The sequence below is a fragment of the unidentified bacterial endosymbiont genome, from assembly GCF_918797525.1.
Taxonomy (GTDB): Bacteria; Pseudomonadota; Gammaproteobacteria; order Enterobacterales; family Enterobacteriaceae; genus Enterobacter.
This window is the reverse complement of the sequence record NZ_OU963893.1, coordinates 3,947,703-3,967,579: the sequence shown is the minus strand read 5'-3', so window position 1 is coordinate 3,967,579 and position 19,877 is coordinate 3,947,703. Positions and strand designations below refer to the sequence as shown.

Sequence of the window (19,877 nt, the reverse complement as noted above, 5' to 3'; positions counted from 1 at the left end):
TTACATGGCTGGCTGGCATCTTGATACCAACATGGCGCAGGATATCGTGGCGCGCACCATGCGCATCATCGATACCAATATCAACGTAATGGATGCCCGTGGGCGCATTATCGGGAGTGGCGATCGTGAACGCGTTGGGGAATTGCACGAAGGTGCATTGCTGGTTCTCTCTCAGGGACGGGTAGTGGATATCGATGATGCGGTCGCGAAACATCTGCATGGTGTTCGCCAGGGCATCAATTTACCGCTGCGTCTGGAAGGGGAGATCGTGGGCGTCATTGGCCTGACCGGTGAACCCGGGTCTCTGCGTAAATATGGTGAGCTGGTCTGTATGACTGCCGAGATGATGCTGGAGCAGTCGCGCCTGATGCATCTGCTTGCGCAGGACAGCCGTCTGCGTGAAGAGCTGGTGATGAATCTTATCCAGGCCGAGGAGCACACACCCGCCCTGAGCGAATGGGCGCAGCGTCTGGGCATCGATCTGAATCAACCGCGCGTGGTGGCAGTCATTGAGGTGGATAGCGGCCAACTGGGCGTAGACAGCGCGATGGCCGAGCTGCAGCAACTGCAGAATGCGCTGGCGACGCCGGAACGAAACAACCTGGTAGCGATTGTTTCGCTAACAGAAATGGTGGTGCTCAAGCCCGCGCTGAATCAGTTTGGCCGCTGGGATGCAGAAGATCACCGTCGGCGAGTGGATCAGCTGATCGCCCGTATGAAAGAGAATGGTCAACTCCGTTTTCGCGTCGCGCTGGGCAATTACTTTACCGGACCTGGCAGTATCGCCCGCTCGTGGCGTACCGCGCGTACGACCATGATGGTAGGGAAGCAGCGCATGCCGGAAAGCCGAAGCTATTTTTATCAGGATTTGATGCTGCCAGTACTGCTCGACAGCCTGCGCGGCGGCTGGCAGGCTAATGAGCTGGCGCGCCCGCTAGTACGCCTGAAAGCAATGGATAACAATGGTCTGCTACGCCGCACGTTGCAGGCGTGGTTTCGTCATAACGTACAGCCGCTGGCAACCTCGAAAGCGCTGTTTATCCACCGCAATACGCTGGAATACCGTCTGAATCGTATCTCGGAACTTACGGGGTTGGATCTGGGGAATTTCGACGACAGGCTGCTGCTGTATGTCGCACTGCAACTGGATGAACAACGATGAGAAGTAACACCACCGCGCAGAGCGGTGGTGTTAAGCGGTTGGTTATTCTTCAGAAACTAAAAATAGTCCCTTTTCAATAACGTTATAAACTACTTTTCTCTTTTGCTGATAGGTGTGTTCGGTTTCAGCGTTAATGATTACCGAACGATGACCCGCTTCTGCATGATAAACCTCAATGGTATAGCCTTTTGCCAGCGTCATGGTGTCGGTGAATTTCACCAGCGGCTCTTTAGCCTGTATCGCCTGCTGATACACGACTAACCCTTCGTTATCGATAATTCTGACCTCCGCATACAGCCCGGCATAGAGACTGTGTGGCGTGATCGCTTCGGTTGAATAAACGAGCGTGTTGTTAACAAGATCAATATCGATACTGGCAAATTTGCCATCGTAATATCCCAGCAGTTTCCAGAGGAATTTATTGCCGCGCAGCGTCGGTTCCAGTGCATCAGCGCCAGGATGTTGACACTTTTTTAGACCAAAACGCGTCACTTCCCATGTATTATCCTGCGCGAGCTGAATATCTGTATTTTGCATGGTGTTTGAGGCAACGCATCTGAAAGGCTCATCATGATAGATATCAATGACATAACCATCACGCAGTGGAAGGGTTTCCGTACCGGCAATACAGTGAACTGTACCATCGTAATTGCGGCTATATATTTCGATTCCTTTCTCATCCCATACGCGTACCCATGCATAAGTTTTTGGATAATAGGCGTGTGGTTGTACCGGTTTAGTCGTTACGGTCATCTGATAACGGCTATTGTCTATGGTAATGCCGCAAAACTCATAATTACCGAGTCCGCATAATGATAGGTGAATTGCACTGCCCGTCAGATTGTCGGGGTCACTGTTGTCTAATGGGATGCAGTCGGCATATTCGAGCGCTAATGTATCACGGGCTTCGTCAGCGAATTGGTTGATCATCAGCCAGATGTTAACCTTTTCCGCACTGTCTGGCAGGCTATAAATCAATGGTTCAGAACGTAATTGTTGTGCTGACTCTGCGATGATAGCGCGGAGGTCGTCATTCGGGTTATTATTCAGTGCAATATTCACTAACCCAGCGTTGTCAATCCTGAAGTTATTAGTTTTTACGTAATGAGAAATCAGTTCGATATACGTGGGTTTATTATAAAAACGATGCCCGCATTCGGCGTGATATACATCAATTAAGTAGCCTTCTTCAAAGGGGATTTCTTCGCAGGTGATGGGGCAGTTTTTCCCCGGCATAACGCGATTGAATATTTGCTTGCCATCAGCTGTGAAAATAGTCACGCTTGCGTAAGTATCAGCACCATAATATGAGTGTGGGGTTGAATTGGTGACATCCAGTATGATTTTTTTTCTTTCATTATTGATCGTGAGGGTTGCAAATTGGGTATCTGCAAGGCCGAGGAAAACAAGGCTCTCATTACGAGAATTAGTATCATACAGAGGGCTGTAGTTAACCGTTACGCTATTTTCGCCTTCACGAACTACGAGCCATTTTTTATCAACAGCGTATTTTTGTGAGCGTCCTTTCGGCAGAATCAGTTGATAAATACCCACAGGTAAGGTTTGCAGTTGTAAAACATCATCGGTAATGCGAACAGTAATATCAGTGCCACAGTTGTCAATAAGTTTGATATCGTGGCCATAAATTTGAGCCAAATCGTCGATGTTGATATTAAAAGAAACATTTCCTTTTTTGTTCAAAACAGACAGTTCTGCGTTATCGACCAACCACACTGATGTTGGTAACCCCAGTTTTTTTTGAGCATTCGCCCATTCCGCTTCTGGCAAGAGATCGTAAAGAGGATAAACCGGTTTGGCCGCCATAGCCTGAATGCGTTCTCGGGTAACATCATTAAGCTCAATACCACACAGATCGATCCAGGCAGTCATATCATAACCCGCTACAGTTGCGCTCGCGTCTGCCATGATATCCAGAGTGTGGTAATTCGACGCTAAGAAATCTTCCCTGTTCGCCAATGCGCGATATTCTTCATTAAACAGTGTAAAGCTTTTCGTCGATGATTTAAATTGCATTAACATCAGCAGCAAGAGTTTAGAACGCAGATCCCATTTATTCGCCGGGGTTTTACTCGCTATATTGTTGCGGAGATTTTTTTCTACAGCATCTTTTTTACCATAGTTATACAACCATCCCTGGGTATAGAGCTGGTTAGCATTACCTAATGTAGTTTGCTGGAACCATGCGCCATAGATATTATTCCAAACCTCTCCAACCGAGAAGCGAGAATCGTTCATAAATTTGCCCTGATATCCATGGGCAATTTCATGGAGAATGGTCCACTGGGTTGCTGCATTATCAATCCATCCCTGGGCGATGGTTGATGACGTCTCTGCACACCAGTACGAACCGTAATAGGCGGCACCGATACCATGCTTATCTGCTTTAATGAAATACTTATTACCAATATTCTGGTTGAGTGGATTTTCGGGTGTAAAGCTAAGGCCGGCTAATTTATTATAAAAAGCAAAAATTTCTTCATAAAAGTTCAGCAAACCAGAGATGCCATTTTCTGTGTTTACCTTCTGCAGGTTATCCATGTCGGCATAGGGGACCAATAGTTGAGCGCTACCGGTGTCAACCAGCGCAAATGGAGCTTGAGTTTTGGCCCAGGAAGAAAAAAATACCGTAGCATTTTTTTCTCGGTTAAAAAATGGCAATTCCCGAGGTTCAACGGTTTGCTCAAATTCGACATAGAATTTTTGCGCATCCTCCGTAAAAAGCGTATCAATGAAGGGCACGGTATCGACCGTTGCGCTAATCGTTTGCCACTCAGGCTTTAATGTTAATGATTTTTCGACAGCGGAATCGTCGCACAATAAACGCAGTGTCGCAGCACCATAACGGGTATCTAGCTGTCTTATTTTAAGTGGGGTGTTCGCCGATAAAATAATACCAAGCTGCTGCCGATCGTGGTGTAACCCTTTATCAAAGCCTTCATTATTAAGCCACGGGGCTTTTTTGAGGGTGTAGCATATCATTTCGGTTAAAGTGATCATGGTTTGTTAATCTCATGTTTATTGGTTAAGGATGAATAAACCTTACCTTTTGCATGAGATAAGAAAACTCAATTACTTTCGTTTTGATGTTTAATGATGTGGGTGATGTCGGAAAATATTTTGTTATCCTGGAGGACAGTTAATGATAAAAAATGAGGTTCTATGTGAGGTTTTGAGAAAGGCCAGTGTCCTGGCCTCTGGAATGATGATTTACTTGCGGGTGAGTTTTTCCAGATCGGATTCAATTTCGCTGATCTTATTGGTGACCACGCTCTCCAGATGACGCAGGTCATCAAGGATTTTACGTTTCAGGTCAACGTCGGTGCGATCGCGCTGGCAGATCTGATCCAGTTCATCAATCACATAGCGCAGGTTAGGGCTAATTTCCTGTACTTCTTTGTAACCCTGGCCGATACCATCGGCAACCACGGTCTTACGCTGGCGCGGATATTTAAACTTGACGCTTTTGGCGAAAAACTCGCCTTTGTCCTTGTGAAAATAGATTTTTAAAATGTCGTTGTTGGCTTCCTGGCGAAGGCTGTAACGATCGATTTCATCAGGATTGGTAATGCCCAGACTTTTCAGATTATCGTACATAGCGGTACCCTTGATCTCAACATAACCTTTGAATAATTAACGAAAAAATCTATTTTCGCCACCCTCAGATACAAAAAAAGCGGGGTTGCCCCCGCTTTTTTTATAACCCATTAGTCGATGGTGCGCAGCAGTTCGTTAATCCCGACCTTACCGCGGGTTTTCGCGTCGACCTTCTTCACGATAACCGCACAGTACAGGCTGTATGTGCCATCTTTAGACGGCAGGTTGCCGGAGACAACAACGGAACCTGCCGGCACGCGGCCGTAGTGCACTTCGCCGGTTTCACGATCGTAAATGCGGGTGCTCTGACCGATGTAAACGCCCATCGAGATCACGGAACCTTCTTCAACGATAACGCCTTCAACCACTTCGGAACGGGCGCCGATAAAGCAGTTATCTTCGATGATGGTAGGATTAGCCTGCAGTGGCTCCAGTACGCCACCGATCCCGACGCCGCCGGAGAGGTGAACATTTTTACCGATTTGCGCGCAAGAACCGACGGTTGCCCAGGTGTCCACCATGGTGCCTTCGTCAACGTAAGCACCGATGTTGACGTAAGAGGGCATTAGCACGGTGTTGCGCGCGATGAATGCACCCTGGCGAACTGCGGCAGGTGGCACCACGCGGAAGCCTTCTTTCTGGAAACGTGCTTCGTTGTAGTCAGCGAATTTCATCGGCACTTTGTCAAAGTAGCGGCTTTCTGCCCCGTCGATAACCTGGTTATCGTTGATACGGAAAGAGAGCAGCACGGCTTTCTTCAGCCATTGATGAGTTACCCACTGACCGCCAATTTTTTCTGCTACACGCAGCGCGCCGGAATCCAGCAGAGAAATCACCTGGTTAACCGCTTCACGGGTAACGGTATCTACATTAGCCGGAGTGATCTCGGCGCGACGCTCAAAAGCGGACTCAATAACGTTCTGTAACTGCTGCATTGTTTACTCTTTCCATTTCACTAAAAAACACATCACCCTTTATCGTTTGGATTGAGGGCTGCTGTCAACCGTTGTTGCACCTCAAGTTGCAGGTCTTTATTAAGGGCACGCCGGTCTGCGGTGGCGATTATAAATAAATCTTCTACTCGTTCGCCAATGGTTGTAATTCTGGCGCCATGAAGCGAAATTCCCAGATCGGCAAAAACCTGGCCGACGCGGGCGAGTAAACCCGGCTGATCCAGCGCGATCAGTTCCAGGAACGATTTACGGTCAGTGTGGGTCGGCAGAAAATTGACCTCGGTATCGACGGTGAAGTGGCGTAATTTGGCGGGTTGACGACGCGGTTGTGGTGGCTGCCAACTGTGCTGAGTAATCGCCTGTTCCAGGCCAAAACGTATCCTTTCATGCCTGTCCGACGACAGTGGGCTACCGTCTGGCTCCAGCACGATAAACGTATCCATCGCCATGCCGTCGCGGGTGGTAAAAATTTGCGCATCGTGAACGCTCAGGTTCCGCCGGTCCAGTTCGGCGCAGACCGCGGCGAACAGATATGGTCTGTCCGGACTCCAGATAAAGATCTCCGTACCGCCGCGCGTGGCCTGCGGACTGAGCAGGATCATCGGCTGAGACAAATCATGTTTTAACAGATGCCGCGCATGCCAGGCGAGCTGGTTTGGGTTATGGCGGACGAAGTAGTTAGCGCGACAGCGCGCCCAAATCTGATGCAGCGCCTCTTCATCAATATTCTCCATTCGCAGCAGCGCCAGCGCCTGGAGCTGATGATGGCGCACGCGTTCGCGCATATCCGGCGTATGTTGCATCCCGCGGCGCAGCTGTTTTTCGGTGGCGAAGTACAGCTCGCGCAGCAGGCTCTGCTTCCAGCTGTTCCACAGCGTTTCGTTGGTGGCGCAAATATCGGCTACCGTCAGGCACACCAGATAGCGCAGGCGGTTCTCGGTCTGAACTTCTTCGCCGAACTGCTTAATCACTTCTGGATCCTGGATATCACGCCGCTGTGCGGTGACCGACATCAGTAGATGATGGCGTACCAGCCAGGCCACCAGCTGGGTTTCGCGTGAGTTGAGACCATGCAGTTCGGCAAATTTCAGCACGTCCTGCGCCCCCAGCACCGAGTGATCCCCACCGCGACCTTTGGCAATATCGTGGAACAGCGCCGCAATCAGGATAAGCTCAGGGTGCGGCAGGCGCGGCCATAACTCCACGCAGAGCGGATGGCGGGATCGCGTCTCTTCTTTAGCGAAGCTTTCCAGCTTGAGCATCACGCGGATAGTGTGCTCGTCTACGGTATAGGCGTGGAAAAGATCGAACTGCATCTGCCCGACAATGTGCGACCACTGCGGCATATAGGCCCATAGCACGCTGTGACGATGCATCGGCAACAGACCGCGACTCACGGCGCCCGGATGGCGAAGCATGCTGAGAAACAGCGAACGCGCTTCGGGGATATAGCACAGCGGCTGACGCAAATGGCGGCGAGCATGGCGCAGATGGCGCAGGGTAGTGGAGTAGATCCCGGTGATTGTGCTGTTGCGCACCATGGTAAAGAACATCCGCAGGATCGCTTGCGGCTCGCGCATAAACAGCGTTTCGTCGCGCAGATCGATAAGCGTGCCGCGTAGCTGGAATTCATCATCAATCGGACGCGGTTTTTCGTCTGCTGTCAGCGCCAGGATCGCTTCATCAAACAGCTGCAGCAGCATCTGGTTTAGCTCGCTGACGCGTCGGGTGACGCGGAAGAAATCCTTCATCATGTGCTCAACCGGTTCATTGCCTTCGCCACGGTAGTTGAGGCGCTGGGCAACGCTGAGCTGGCGGTCGAAGAGCAGACGGTTATCGTAGCGGGTAAGTTCCAGATGCAGGGCAAAGCGCATTCGCCACAGCAGATGCAGGCATTCGTTCAGCTCGTTACGCTCGGCTTCGGTCAGGAAGCCGAAACCGACCATCTCATCCAGCGACGTCGCGCCAAAGTGACGACGGGCGACCCACTGCAACGTGTGGATATCACGCAGGCCGCCCGGGCTGCTTTTGATATCGGGCTCCAGGTTATAGCTGGTACCGTGGTAGCGCAGGTGGCGCTGATTCTGTTCCTCGACCTTGGCGGCGAAGAATGTTTCTGACGGCCAGAAGCCATCGCTGAAAATGTGCTTTTGCAATTCCAGGAACAGCGCCACGTCGCCAATCAGCAGACGGGTTTCAATCAGGTTGGTGGCGACGGTCAGATCAGATAGCCCTTCCAGCAGGCACTCTTCCAGCGTACGCACGCTGTGGCCGACTTCCAGCTTCACATCCCAGAGCAGGGTCAACAGTTCGCCGATTTTTTGTGCCTGTTCATCCGCCAGCTTTTTGCGGCTTAAAATAAGCAGGTCGATATCGGAAAGCGGATGAAGCTCTCCGCGGCCATAGCCCCCAACCGCGACCATGGCTACATCGCTTATCTGCCCGAATCCGTAGTCGATCCACAGGCGCTGGAGGAGTTGGTCGATAAATTCGGTGCGTGCCTCAATGAGCTGCTCGGCAGAGATACCTGCATCAAACGCGCTGCTCAGCCAGCGATGGAAAATATCCATATGCGCTTTGATGCCTGCACAGGTCAGCGCGTGAGATGGCCAGACGCCCGGGTTATCGGGCTGGTCGGGGAGGGTGGGAAGTGCTGTGTTAGCATACTGTTCGGGTAATGAATTACTCATTGCGTGCCACCCATAAGAAAACGCTATCGCCATTAAAAAAGCCGGCATTTGCCGGCTTTTTATCACTCAATGTTGGTCAGTATCGCCGGGATGGTGTCATCCTTGCGCAACGTCATAATTTCGCAGCCGTTGTCCGTTACCACAATAGTATGCTCATACTGTGCAGACAAGCTTCTGTCTTTGGTTTTCACCGTCCAGCCGTCTTTCATGGTGCGGATACGGTAGTCGCCAGCGTTTACCATCGGTTCGATAGTAAAAGTCATGCCTTGTTGCAGCACCACGCCGCCGTCGTCCGCATCATAGTGCAGCACCTGCGGCTCTTCGTGGAAAACGCGGCCAATGCCGTGACCGCAGTATTCACGCACTACGGAGAAACCTTCTGCCTCAACGAACTTCTGAATAGCGACGCCCAGCGTACGCAGGCGGATGCCCGGCTTCACCAACTTCAGCGCCAGGTAGAGGCTCTCTTGCGTGACTTTGCACAGGCGCTCGCCGAGGATGGTCGGCTTGCCAACGATGAACATCTTCGAGGTGTCACCGTGGTATTCGTCTTTAATGACGGTCACGTCGATGTTGACGATGTCGCCATCTTTCAGCAGTTTTTCGTCATCGGGGATACCGTGGCACACCACTTCATTAATGGAAATGCAGACGGATTTCGGGAAACCGTGGTAGCCAAGGCAGGCGGAGACGGCGTGCTGCTCGTTGACAATATAGTCGTTACAGATGCGATCCAGTTCGCCGGTGCTCACGCCCGGTTTAACGAACGGTGCGATCATTTCAAGCACTTCTGCGGCCAGACGACCGGCGACGCGCATCTTTGCAATTTCTTCAGGGGTCTTAATAGAGATAGCCATGTAATCTGTCCATCGGTGTCGATTTTTTCGACAATACTAAACTGAGTATCGTTAATGGTATCAGTCAGGCCCACTCCGTGCCAAATTGAGAATCATTAACAGCACACTCAGCCAACAACTGTTGGTTTCTGGTCGTGTTTTGTGGTATAAAGCGCGCCGGACTTCCGATCCATTTCAGATACACAGTCTGGACGGAAGCGATAATCTCACTTTGTGTAACAACACACACGTATCGGCACATATTCCGGGGTGCCCTTTGGGGTCGGTAATATGGGATACGTGGAGGCATAACCCCAACTTTTACTATAGAGGTTTTAAACATGGCAACTGTTTCCATGCGCGACATGCTCAAGGCTGGTGTTCACTTTGGTCACCAGACCCGTTACTGGAACCCGAAAATGAAGCCTTTCATCTTCGGCGCACGTAACAAAGTTCACATCATCAACCTTGAGAAAACTGTACCAATGTTCAACGAAGCTCTGGCTGAGCTGAACAAGATCTCTTCCCGTAAAGGTAAGATTCTGTTCGTTGGTACTAAACGCGCTGCAAGCGAAGCTGTGAAAGATGCTGCTAACAGCTGCGATCAGTTCTTCGTGAACCATCGCTGGTTGGGCGGCATGCTGACCAACTGGAAAACCGTTCGTCAGTCAATCAAACGCCTGAAAGATCTGGAAACTCAGTCTCAGGACGGTACTTTCGACAAGCTGACTAAGAAAGAAGCGCTGATGCGTACTCGTGAACTGGCCAAGCTGGAAAACAGCCTGGGTGGTATCAAAGATATGGGCGGCCTGCCAGACGCGCTGTTCGTCATTGATGCAGACCACGAGCACATCGCAATCAAAGAAGCTAACAACCTGGGTATCCCAGTATTCGCTATCGTTGATACCAACTCCGATCCAGACGGTGTTGACTTCGTTATCCCGGGTAACGACGATGCAATCCGTGCTGTTAGCCTGTACCTGAGCGCTGTAGCGGCTACCGTTCGTGAAGGCCGTTCCCAGGATCTGGCTACTCAAGCGGAAGAAAGCTTTGTAGAAGCTGAATAATAAGGTTTTACCCCTTATTAGTACCGTGTATGAATAGGGGCCAATTATCGGCCCCTTTTTTCAATTTATACTGTTTGGCCCCGGCCGGGCAGTTCACATCTCCCGAGGATTTAAGAATGGCTGAAATTACCGCATCCCTGGTAAAAGAGCTGCGCGAGCGTACTGGCGCAGGCATGATGGATTGCAAAAAAGCGCTGACTGAAGCGAACGGCGACATTGAGCTGGCAATCGAAAACATGCGTAAATCCGGTGCGATCAAAGCAGCTAAAAAAGCAGGCAACGTTGCTGCTGACGGCGTGATCATCACCAAAATCGACGGCAACTACGGTATCATTCTGGAAGTTAACTGCCAGACTGACTTCGTTGCTAAAGATGGCGGCTTCCAGGCATTTGCTAACAAAGTTCTGGACGCAGCGATTGCGGGTAAAATCACTGACGTTGACGTTCTGAAAGCACAGTTCGAAGAAGAACGCGTTGCGCTGGTTGCTAAAATCGGTGAGAACATCAACATCCGTCGCGTCTCTTCCCTGGAAGGCGATGTCCTGGGTTCATACCAGCACGGCGCACGTATCGGTGTTCTGGTTGCGGCTAAAGGCGCTGACGAAGAGCTGGTTAAACAGCTGGCAATGCACATCGCTGCAAGCAAGCCAGAATTCGTTAAGCCAGAAGACGTGTCTGCTGAAGTGGTAGAAAAAGAGTACCAGGTTCAGCTGGACATCGCGATGCAGTCTGGTAAGCCAAAAGAAATCGCAGAGAAAATGGTTGAAGGCCGCATGAAGAAATTCACTGGCGAAGTTTCTCTGACCGGTCAGCCATTCGTTATGGATCCAGGCAAGTCTGTTGCTCAATTGCTGAAAGAGCATAACGCTGACGTGACTGGCTTCATCCGCTTCGAAGTGGGCGAAGGCATCGAGAAAGTTGAGACTGATTTCGCAGCAGAAGTTGCTGCAATGTCTAAGCAGTCTTAATGATTGAAAAGGAGCCGCCTGAGGGCGGCTTCTTTTTGTCACCCGTCACACGAAATCAGACGAGCTCCACTATCGTTGCGCTGATTTGCGACTTAACATGTCGCCAGAATTAAACCCCCATCTTAATCGTTGACAGTCTCAGGAAAGAAACATGGCTACCAATGCAAAACCCGTGTACAAACGCATTCTGCTTAAGCTGAGTGGCGAAGCGCTGCAGGGAACGGAAGGCTTCGGTATTGACGCAAGCATTCTTGACCGCATGGCACAGGAAATCAAAGAACTGGTCGAACTGGGTATTCAGGTTGGCGTGGTCATTGGCGGTGGCAACCTTTTCCGTGGTGCTGGTCTGGCGAAAGCGGGGATGAACCGCGTTGTGGGCGACCACATGGGTATGCTGGCAACCGTAATGAATGGCCTGGCAATGCGTGATGCCCTGCATCGCGCCTATGTAAACGCCCGCCTGATGTCCGCTATTCCACTGAATGGCGTATGCGATAACTACAGCTGGGCTGAAGCTATAAGCCTGCTGCGTAACAACCGCGTGGTGATCCTCTCCGCCGGTACGGGTAACCCGTTCTTTACCACCGATTCCGCAGCCTGCCTGCGCGGTATCGAAATCGAAGCCGATGTGGTGCTGAAAGCAACCAAAGTGGATGGCGTGTTTACTGCCGACCCGGCGAAAGATCCGTCTGCCACCATGTACGATCAGCTGAGCTACAGTGAAGTACTGGATAAAGAACTAAAAGTGATGGATCTTGCCGCCTTTACGCTGGCTCGTGACCACAAACTGCCGATTCGTGTCTTCAACATGAACAAACCTGGCGCACTGCGTCGCGTGGTCATGGGTGAAAAAGAAGGCACTTTGATCACGGAATAATTTCCGTCGGCGATAAATACAGGTAAGATTCCGCTTTACTTGGTAGTGGTATCTTACCCGGATAACGCCTTTGGCGTTGTCATGAATTAAACGCGACTATACTTAGCACACCTGTAGCGTTGTGCTGGCGGATAGTCTGCCTGAGACAAGTTTTCAAGGATTCGTAACGTGATTAACGACATCAGAAAAGATGCTGAAGTACGCATGGATAAATGCGTAGAAGCGTTCAAAAACCAAATCAGCAAAATCCGTACTGGCCGCGCTTCCCCAAGCCTGCTGGATGGCATTATCGTAGAATACTACGGCACGCCAACGCCACTGCGCCAGCTGGCGAGCGTGACTGTTGAAGATACCCGTACGCTGAAAATCAACGTGTTCGACCGCTCTATGAGCCCGGCCATTGAAAAAGCGATTATGGCGTCAGACCTCGGTCTGAACCCAAGTTCTGCGGGCGCTGATATTCGTGTTCCACTGCCAGCACTGACGGAAGAGCGCCGTAAAGATCTGATCAAAGTGGTGCGCGGTGAAGCCGAGCAGGGTCGAGTGTCCGTGCGTAACGTTCGCCGCGACGCGAACGACAAAGTAAAAGCGCTGCTGAAAGAGAAAGAGATCAGTGAAGATGATGACCGTCGTTCTCAGGATGACGTGCAGAAAATGACTGACGCGGCTATCAAGAAAATTGATGCGGCGCTGGCAGATAAAGAAGCGGAACTGATGCAGTTCTGATTTTTGCCATACACTGATAAACGCCGTTCAGAGGGACTCTGTGTCTTGCTGGCGGCGTTTTGCTTTTTTCTGGTCTAACTTTTCGGGCATCCCATGAAGCATTTAACTCTCCTCGGCTCAACCGGCTCTATCGGTTGCAGCACTCTTGATGTTGTTCGCCATAATCCTGAACTTTACACCGTGACGGCGCTGGTCGCCGGTAAGAACGTGCAGCGAATGGTTGAGCAGTGTCTGGAGTTCACCCCCCGCTATGCGGTGATGGATGACGAAGAGCGCGCCCGCCAGGTGAAAGCAGTGCTGCTGGAGAAAGGCTGCCGCACGGAGGTGCTCAGTGGACAACAGGCGGCCTGCGACATGGCGGCGCTGGATGAGGTCAACCAGGTCATGGCCGCTATCGTCGGGGCGGCAGGGCTGTTGCCGACGCTTGCGGCGATTGACGCCGGTAAAGACGTGCTGTTGGCAAATAAAGAGTCGCTGGTGACCTGCGGACGCCTGTTTATGGAAGCCGTTAAGCAGCGTGGCGCGCGCCTTTTACCGGTCGACAGCGAACATAACGCGATTTTTCAGAGTTTACCGCAACCTTTTCAACAGAACCTGGGGTACGCTGATCTGGAGCAGAATGGCGTTGTGTCGATTCTGCTTACCGGGTCTGGTGGCCCGTTCCGTGAAACGCCACTGTCTGAACTGAGCGCCATGATGCCAGACCAGGCGTGCCGCCATCCGAATTGGTCAATGGGGCGTAAAATCTCCGTCGATTCTGCCACCATGATGAACAAAGGTCTGGAATACATTGAAGCCCGCTGGCTATTTAACGCGTCAGCGAAACAAATGGAAGTGCTAATCCACCCGCAGTCGGTGATTCACTCAATGGTGCGATATCAGGACGGCAGCGTGCTGGCACAGTTGGGCGAACCGGATATGCGCACGCCAATAGCGCACGCCATGGCGTGGCCAAAGCGCGCGCAGTCCGGGGTTAAACCACTTGATTTCTGCAAGCTCAGTTCACTGACCTTTAGCGAGCCTGATTACGATCGTTATCCGTGCCTCAAGCTGGCAATGAATGCTTTTGAGCAAGGGCAGGCGGCGACGACGGCGCTCAATGCAGCCAATGAAATTACCGTTGAGGCTTTTCTGAATCAGCAAATTCGCTTTACCGACATTGCGGCTCTGAATTCGTCGGTACTGGAGATAATGGATTTGCGTGAGCCACAACGTGTGGAAGAGGTGCTGGCGGTGGATGCACAGGCGCGTATTGCGGCACGTAAACAGGTGACGCGTCTCGCAAGCTGGTGATAAAGCAAGCACCAGGAGTCGTGCTATTTGTTAGCGTAGGGCTTCAGTGATATAGTCTGCGCCACCTGATCGCAGGTATTTGGCTTTGAGTGGTCAGGTAAGCCGTGGTATGACACGGCTTTTTTATGTTTAGGCTTCAGTATTCCTGAGTACCGTTAAATCCTTTTCAGGGACCAAAAACGCGTTATGTTGTCTGCGAATCAACCAATAAGCGAAAACGTGCCAGTACATGGCTGTCGTCATGTAGCGATCATTATGGATGGCAACGGCCGCTGGGCGAAAAGACAAGGGAAGATACGAGCCTTTGGGCATAAAGCTGGGGCGAAATCTGTTCGTCGCGCCGTTTCTTTTGCCGCCAATAACGGCATTGATGCGTTAACGCTCTATGCTTTTAGCAGTGAAAACTGGAATCGGCCTGCGCAGGAAGTGACTGCGTTGATGGAATTGTTTGTGTGGGCGCTCGACAGCGAAGTAAAAAGCCTTCACCGCCACAACGTTCGCTTGCGTATCATTGGCGAAACCAGTCGCTTTAACTCACGTTTGCAGGAACGGATTCGTAAAGCAGAAGCGTTGACTGAGAACAATACCGGTCTGACGCTCAATATCGCGGCGAATTACGGCGGACGCTGGGATATTATCCAGGGCGTTCGGCATCTGGCCGAGCAGGTTCAGGAAGGGCTGCTCAGACCCGACCAAATTGATGAAGAGGCGCTGGGTCAGCAAATCTGCATGAATGAACTGGCGCCTGTGGATTTGGTAATTAGGACAGGGGGAGAACATCGCATAAGTAACTTTTTGCTATGGCAAATTGCCTATGCCGAACTTTACTTTACTGATGTTCTTTGGCCCGATTTTGATGAACAAGACTTTGAAGGTGCGCTGCATGCTTTTGCCAATCGAGAGCGCCGTTTCGGCGGCACCGAGCCTGGTGGTGACAAAGCCTGATGGGGGTAGCTTTTGCTGAAGTATCGCCTGATTTCCGCTTTTGTATTAATACCCATTGTCATTGCGGCGCTGTTTTTACTGCCCCCAGTGGGATTTGCTATTGTCACGCTGGTGGTGTGCATGCTCGCCGCGTGGGAATGGGGACAGTTTAGCGGCTTTACCTCGCGGACACAGCGGGTATGGCTGGCGGTAATCTGTGGCTTTATATTGGCCCTGATGCTGTTTACGTTACCTGAATATCAACGTGATATTCATCAACCGCTGGTTGCCGGTTCCCTGTGGGTATCGCTGGTCTGGTGGGTTGCCGCCCTCGCCCTGGTGCTTTTTTACCCAGGTTCTGCGGCGCTATGGCGCAATTCAAAAGTTTTGCGCCTTATTTTTGGTCTGCTCACTATTGTTCCTTTTTTCTGGGGTATGCTGGCGCTGCGCGTCTGGCATTATGACGAAAACCACTACAGCGGCGCGCTTTGGCTGCTTTATGTGATGATTCTCGTCTGGGGGGCTGACTCCGGGGCCTATATGTTTGGTAAACTGTTTGGCAAACATAAACTGGCGCCAAAAGTTTCTCCGGGGAAAACCTGGCAAGGGTTCATTGGCGGTTTGTTTACGGCTGCGATCATCTCCTGGGGCTACGGCGTTTGGGCAAATCTCGAGGTTGCGCCGTCAACACTGCTGATCTGCTCAATTTTTGCCGCGCTGGCCTCGGTGCTGGGTGATTTAACCGAAAGTATGTTTAAGCGTGAAGCAGGGATTAAGGACAGTGGCCATTTGATTCCAGGCCACGGCGGGATACTGGATCGCATTGACAGCCTGACAGCGGCGGTCCCTGTGTTTGCGTGCCTGCTTTTACTGGTTTTCGGGACGATTTAACGGAAGGTTTTATGCTGAGCATTCTCTGGAATCTGGCGGCGTTCATTGTTGCACTGGGTGTATTGATTACTGTGCACGAATTTGGCCATTTCTGGGTTGCTCGTCGCTGCGGCGTGCGGGTGGAGCGGTTCTCCATTGGTTTTGGAAAATCTCTCTGGAAGCGTACCGATCGCCGCGGTACCGAGTTTGTTATCGCCCTTATCCCACTGGGCGGCTACGTCAAAATGCTCGACGAGCGCGTCGAGCCTGTTGCCCCTGAGCTGCGTCACAGCGCGTTTAACAATAAAACCATTGGGCAGCGCGCTGCCATCATTGCTGCCGGTCCGGTAGCCAATTTCATCTTTGCTATCTTCGCCTACTGGCTGGTGTTTATCATCGGCGTCCCGGGCGTGCGTCCGGTTGTGGGTGAAATTGCACCCAACTCCATCGCGGCGAGTGCGCAAATTACGCCAGGGATGGAACTTAACGCAATTGATGGCATCGAAACCCCTGACTGGGATGCCGTGCGGCTACAGTTGGTCGCTAAAATCGGTGATGCGCAGACGACGGTCAGCGTATCGCCGTTTGGATCAAACCAGCGGCAGGACAAAGTGCTGGATTTACGCCACTGGCGTTTCGAGCCTGATAAAGAAGATCCCGTTTCGGCATTGGGTATTCGTCCGCGCGGCGCACAGATTGAGACCGTGTTAGCTGAAGTTCAGGCAAATTCGGCCGCGAGCAAAGCGGGTTTGCAAGCGGGTGACAGGATCGTTAAAGTCGATGGTCAGCCATTAACACAGTGGATGACCTTTGTTACTCTGGTGCGCGATAATCCTGGAACTTCGCTTGCGCTTGAAGTCGAAAGGCAAGGGAGTCCGCTTTCGCTGACGCTTATCCCGGATACCAAATCGGGTGGCAAAAAGGCAGAAGGGTTCGCAGGTGTCGTGCCGAAAGTGATCCCACTGCCAGATGAGTACAAAACAATACGCCAGTATGGTCCGTTTAGCGCCATTCTTGAAGCCACGGATAAAACCTGGCAACTGATGAAGCTAACGGTCAACATGTTGGGGAAATTGATAACCGGTGATGTGAAACTGAACAACCTCAGTGGGCCAATCTCTATTGCTCAGGGGGCTGGGATGTCAGCGGAATTCGGGGTGATTTACTATTTCATGTTCCTCGCGCTCATTAGCGTGAATCTTGGGATAATCAACCTGTTCCCGCTTCCCGTGTTAGACGGGGGGCATCTGCTGTTTTTGGCGATTGAAAAGCTAAAAGGCGGACCGGTATCCGAGCGAGTTCAAGACTTCAGTTATCGCATCGGCTCGATTTTGCTGGTGCTGTTAATGGGGCTTGCACTTTTCAATGATTTCTCTCGGTTGTAAGAGAGTGTTAGGAAGAACGCATAATAACGATGGCGATGAAAAAGTTGCTCATAGCGTCGCTGCTGTTTAGCAGCGCGACCGTATACGGTGCTGACGGGTTCGTAGTGAAAGATATTCATTTCGAAGGCCTTCAGCGTGTCGCCGTTGGTGCGGCCCTCCTCAGTATGCCTGTTCGCCCCGGCGATACGGTGAATGATGATGATATCAGTAACACCATCCGTGCTCTGTTTGCCACTGGCAACTTTGAGGATGTCCGCGTCCTGCGCGATGGTGATACGCTGTTGGTTCAGGTAAAAGAACGTCCAACGATCGCCAGTATCACTTTCTCCGGCAACAAGTCGGTGAAAGATGACATGCTCAAGCAGAACCTTGAGGCATCGGGTGTTCGTGTGGGGGAATCTCTGGATCGCACAACGCTTGCAGACATTGAAAAAGGTCTGGAAGATTTCTACTACAGCGTCGGTAAGTACAGCGCGAGCGTGAAAGCGGTTGTCACACCGCTGCCGCGTAACCGTGTTGACCTGAAACTGGTCTTCCAGGAAGGTGTTTCGGCGAAGATCCAGCAGATCAATATCGTTGGGAACCACGCGTTTAGCACTGACGAACTGATCTCAACCTTCCAGTTGCGCGACGAAGTGCCGTGGTGGAACGTGGTCGGCGATCGTAAATACCAGAAACAAAAACTGGCAGGCGATCTCGAAACCCTGCGCAGCTACTATCTGGATCGTGGTTATGCCCGATTTAACATCGACTCAACCCAGGTCAGTCTGACGCCAGACAAGAAAGGGATCTACATCACGATCAATATCACTGAAGGTGAACAGTACAAGCTTTCCGGTGTAGAAGTGAGTGGGAATCTGGCGGGGCACTCTGCTGAGATTGAATCGCTGACCAAAATTCAGCCGGGCGATCTGTATAGCGGTTCTAAAGTAACCAAAATGGAAGACAGCATTAAGAAGCTGCTCGGCCGTTATGGTTATGCCTATCCGCGCGTGCAGACGCAGCCAGAAATTAACGACGCTGATAAAACCGTTAAACTCCACGTTAACGTTGATGCGGGCAACCGTTTCTACGTTCGCAAGATCCGCTTCGAAGGGAACGACACCTCCAAAGACTCCGTTCTGCGTCGCGAAATGCGCCAGATGGAAGGGGCCTGGTTAGGTAGCGACCTCGTTGACCAGGGTAAAGAGCGTCTGAACCGTCTGGGTTACTTCGAAACGGTTGACACCGATACGCAACGCGTACCTGGCAGCCCGGATCAGGTCGATGTCGTTTATAAAGTAAAAGAGCGCAACACCGGTAGCTTCAACTTCGGTGTGGGCTATGGCACTGAAAGTGGCGTGAGCTTCCAGGTGGGGGTTCAGCAGGATAACTGGCTGGGTACGGGCTACTCTGTCGGCATCAACGGCACCAAAAACGATTACCAGACCTACTCTGAGTTTTCTGTTACTAACCCTTACTTTACCGTTGACGGCGTGAGTCTGGGCGGTCGTCTCTTCTATAACAACTTTAAAGCAGACGACGCGGATTTGTCCTCTTATACCAACAAGAGCTACGGTGTAGACGGTACGCTTGGTTTCCCGATTAACGAATACAACACCTTGCGTGCCGGTTTAGGTTACGTACATAACGACCTGTCCAACATGCAGCCGCAGGTGGCGATGTGGCGTTATCTGGATTCCATCGGCCAGTCGGCAAGCAAAAATAGCGATAACAACGGTTTTGCTGCAGACGACTTCACCTTCAACTACGGTTGGACCTACAATCGTCTTGACCGTGGCTTCTTCCCAACGGATGGTTCTCGCGTCAACCTGAATGGTAAAGTGACTGTTCCAGGTTCGGATAACGAGTTCTATAAGGTAACGCTGGATACGGCGTCCTACTTCCCGATAGATGACGACCATAAATGGGTTGTTCTGGGTCGTACTCGTTGGGGCTATGGTGACGGGATTGGCAGCAAAGAACTGCCATTCTATGAGAACTTCTACGCCGGTGGTTCAAGCACCGTTCGTGGCTTCCAGTCCAACAACATCGGTCCGAAAGCGGTCTACTACGGCGGAAACGATACTGATAATTGCTACAAAACATCCTCTAAAGATGTCTGTAGTTCCAATGATGCGGTGGGCGGTAACGCCATGGCTGTGGCGAGCCTGGAGTTTATCACCCCTACGCCGTTCATTAGCGACAAGTACGCTAATTCAGTGCGGACCTCCTTCTTCTGGGATGCCGGTACTGTGTGGGATACCAACTGGCAGAACACGGCTCAGATGCGTGAAGCTGGCGTACCAGACTACAGCGATCCGAGCAATATTCGCATGTCGGCAGGTATCGCATTACAATGGATGTCACCGCTGGGGCCGTTGGTCTTCTCCTACGCCCAGCCGTTTAAGAAATATGATGGAGATAAGTCGGAACAATTCCAGTTTAACATTGGTAAAACCTGGTAATAATCCGCAGCAACGGAATGCGTTGGCAGTGTAGCGCTGACAACTGGCGATCGGTAAGACGATC

The 19,877-nt window shown here is 51.3% G+C and carries 15 protein-coding genes; 10 read left to right on the top strand and 5 right to left on the bottom strand.

The annotated features are described in order from the left end of the window. Nucleotides 1-4 precede the first annotated feature (4 nt). Entirely contained in the window at nt 5-1,162 is a 1,158-nt protein-coding gene (locus NL510_RS19070; RefSeq protein ID WP_253379296.1) for a CdaR family transcriptional regulator, read from the top strand. A gap of 42 nt (nt 1,163-1,204) precedes the next feature. On the opposite strand, the gene NL510_RS19065 is transcribed toward NL510_RS19070, so the two are convergent. From NL510_RS19065 to map, 5 genes are all read right to left on the bottom strand, one after another. After that, the gene (locus NL510_RS19065; RefSeq protein ID WP_253379294.1) at nt 1,205-4,180 is read right to left on the bottom strand and encodes a putative mucin/carbohydrate-binding domain-containing protein; all 2,976 of its coding nucleotides are present in this window, start codon (nt 4,178-4,180) and stop codon (nt 1,205-1,207) included. Between the two features lie 210 nt (nt 4,181-4,390). After that, a complete protein-coding gene (locus NL510_RS19060; protein ID WP_253379292.1) occupies nt 4,391-4,777 on the bottom strand; it encodes a DUF3461 family protein in 387 nt (128 codons plus the stop codon). A gap of 110 nt (nt 4,778-4,887) precedes the next feature. Further along, nucleotides 4,888-5,712 (bottom strand): 2,3,4,5-tetrahydropyridine-2,6-dicarboxylate N-succinyltransferase, encoded by an 825-nt coding sequence (gene dapD, locus NL510_RS19055; RefSeq protein ID WP_253379290.1) that lies wholly within the window; start codon nt 5,710-5,712, stop codon nt 4,888-4,890. Nucleotides 5,713-5,744: 32 nt separating this feature from the next. Continuing rightward, a complete protein-coding gene (glnD, locus tag NL510_RS19050; protein ID WP_253379288.1) occupies nt 5,745-8,420 on the bottom strand; it encodes a bifunctional uridylyltransferase/uridylyl-removing protein GlnD in 2,676 nt (891 codons plus the stop codon). Nucleotides 8,421-8,482: 62 nt separating this feature from the next. Next, the gene (gene map / locus NL510_RS19045) at nt 8,483-9,277 is read right to left on the bottom strand and encodes a type I methionyl aminopeptidase (RefSeq protein ID WP_253379285.1); all 795 of its coding nucleotides are present in this window, start codon (nt 9,275-9,277) and stop codon (nt 8,483-8,485) included. Nucleotides 9,278-9,597: 320 nt separating this feature from the next. Here map and rpsB point away from each other — a divergent pair, with 320 nt between their 5' ends. The 9 genes from rpsB (at nt 9,598) to bamA (ending at nt 19,813) form a co-directional block, all read left to right on the top strand. After that, on the top strand, nt 9,598-10,323 hold the full coding sequence (gene rpsB / locus NL510_RS19040; protein WP_253379283.1) for a 30S ribosomal protein S2: 726 nt from the start codon (nt 9,598-9,600) through the stop codon (nt 10,321-10,323). A 116-nt stretch (nt 10,324-10,439) separates the two neighbouring features. Beyond that, on the top strand, nt 10,440-11,291 hold the full coding sequence (gene tsf / locus NL510_RS19035; RefSeq protein WP_253379281.1) for a translation elongation factor Ts: 852 nt from the start codon (nt 10,440-10,442) through the stop codon (nt 11,289-11,291). A 151-nt stretch (nt 11,292-11,442) separates the two neighbouring features. Further along, complete coding sequence (gene pyrH, locus NL510_RS19030; RefSeq protein WP_006173609.1) at nt 11,443-12,168, top strand: UMP kinase; 726 nt, start codon at nt 11,443-11,445, stop codon at nt 12,166-12,168. Nucleotides 12,169-12,336: 168 nt separating this feature from the next. After that, a complete protein-coding gene (gene frr, locus NL510_RS19025; protein ID WP_006173607.1) occupies nt 12,337-12,894 on the top strand; it encodes a ribosome recycling factor in 558 nt (185 codons plus the stop codon). A 93-nt stretch (nt 12,895-12,987) separates the two neighbouring features. Then, nucleotides 12,988-14,187 (top strand): 1-deoxy-D-xylulose-5-phosphate reductoisomerase, encoded by a 1,200-nt coding sequence (ispC, locus tag NL510_RS19020; protein WP_253379279.1) that lies wholly within the window; start codon nt 12,988-12,990, stop codon nt 14,185-14,187. Between the two features lie 186 nt (nt 14,188-14,373). Further along, nucleotides 14,374-15,132 carry a (2E,6E)-farnesyl-diphosphate-specific ditrans,polycis-undecaprenyl-diphosphate synthase gene (gene ispU, locus NL510_RS19015; RefSeq protein ID WP_253379277.1) on the top strand — a complete coding sequence of 253 codons (759 nt, stop codon included), beginning with the start codon at nt 14,374-14,376 and terminating at the stop codon, nt 15,130-15,132. Between the two features lie 12 nt (nt 15,133-15,144). Next, nucleotides 15,145-16,002 (top strand): phosphatidate cytidylyltransferase, encoded by an 858-nt coding sequence (gene cdsA / locus NL510_RS19010; protein ID WP_253379274.1) that lies wholly within the window; start codon nt 15,145-15,147, stop codon nt 16,000-16,002. An 11-nt stretch (nt 16,003-16,013) separates the two neighbouring features. Beyond that, complete coding sequence (gene rseP / locus NL510_RS19005; protein WP_253379272.1) at nt 16,014-17,366, top strand: sigma E protease regulator RseP; 1,353 nt, start codon at nt 16,014-16,016, stop codon at nt 17,364-17,366. Between the two features lie 29 nt (nt 17,367-17,395). Continuing rightward, nucleotides 17,396-19,813 carry an outer membrane protein assembly factor BamA gene (bamA, locus tag NL510_RS19000; RefSeq protein WP_253379270.1) on the top strand — a complete coding sequence of 806 codons (2,418 nt, stop codon included), beginning with the start codon at nt 17,396-17,398 and terminating at the stop codon, nt 19,811-19,813. Nucleotides 19,814-19,877: the final 64 nt, after the last annotated feature.